At 39.0% G+C, this 1,158-nt stretch carries 3 protein-coding genes; all 3 read right to left on the bottom strand.

Annotation, left to right across the window (positions count from 1 at the left end; translation table 11 throughout):
* On the bottom strand, positions 1-347 hold a 347-nt coding region (locus tag ACFFUV_RS23380; protein WP_390198323.1), incomplete at its 3' end, for an NUMOD4 motif-containing HNH endonuclease.
* Positions 348-349: 2 nt separating this feature from the next.
* Positions 350-781 carry a hypothetical protein gene (locus ACFFUV_RS23385; protein WP_390198326.1) on the bottom strand — a complete coding sequence of 144 codons (432 nt, stop codon included), beginning with the start codon at positions 779-781 and terminating at the stop codon, positions 350-352.
* Positions 741-1,100, bottom strand: a complete 360-nt coding sequence (locus tag ACFFUV_RS23390) for a hypothetical protein (protein ID WP_390198329.1) — start codon at positions 1,098-1,100, stop codon at positions 741-743. The genes ACFFUV_RS23385 and ACFFUV_RS23390 overlap by 41 nt, the downstream gene beginning before the upstream one ends.
* Between the last annotated feature and the right edge of the window lie 58 nt (positions 1,101-1,158).

Below are 1,158 nucleotides of genomic sequence, written 5' to 3' on the forward strand. Positions count from 1 at the left end.
GCTTTTAAATTATTGCTATTTTGTTTTGCTGTTACCCATCGTAAATTACTGACTTTATTATTAATTTTATTACCATCAATATGGTCTACTTCCGGCATATTATTTGGGTTCGGAATAAATAATAATGCTACAATTCTATGTATTACAACATTTTCTTTTTCTCCATTTTTACATAGTGATACAAACAAATAACCACGCCTTAATGATTGTTTCAAAATACGTTCTTTTCGTATTCTTGTTTTATTACCGCATTTTTCCAATCTTTCAATAGACCTAATTTGCCCGTAATTACTAACCTCATACAACCCTTCATATCCGGGTATTTCTTTCCATATTTCATTTTCCATAATCAAATTTCATTTGGGTCTGCAATATACAAACAATATTCTTCACTTGCAAGTTGTTTTAAAAATTCGATATGTTCTATTAATTCAGCATTGCTTAACTCTGCAATTGTCCGCAACCGGGTTTCATATTTCCCGGTGTTAATATCCGGGGTCTGCTCATACATAACCGGGGACAACTCACGTAATCGTCGTTCGGTTTGTTCCTCTGTAAGACGTTCGCCCGCCTCCCAAATGGCGTGTCGGAACGTGGGTACAACATAGTTGAAATAATAGCCTTTCAAAGCCTCGGACGAACCGGGCGACGCAACAATAAACCGGGCAATTATCCGGGAACCTTTCCAACCCTTGAAAAATTCGTTTAATTCGCCCATGTACATTGCCAACCCGCCGTTATTATTTATCGTCCCCGTTGCCGTTATTTCTCGCTTTCTCATCGTCGATTAACTTTTGCATTGTGATATTAAACGCTATCATTCCAACCGCACGGATAAACGCCCGTTCGCTCGACGAATACCCGGTTGCGACATTATTCAAAACTTTTGCGAAAAGAATAACGAAATTTCCCGGTTCCCAATGCCCGGTATTGTGCATACGGTCGATAACGTGCGCCCGCAACCTCGTATTATTCCGGGTCGCATCCTTACGGGCTTTCTCCCGGTCGTTCCAAAGGCTCGTTAATTGGCGTTTCACGTTCTCAAAAAACAACGGCATTTTCAAAACGTCCGAAATTGTCATGTCTTTTAATTCTTTCATAATCTTTCAAATTTATATCCGTTTACGTTATCAATTTTCCCTCTTACTTGCTTTGAAA

The sequence above is a fragment of the Vibrio olivae genome (assembly GCF_042428525.1).
In the GTDB taxonomy this organism is placed as follows: domain Bacteria; phylum Pseudomonadota; class Gammaproteobacteria; order Enterobacterales; family Vibrionaceae; genus Vibrio; species Vibrio olivae.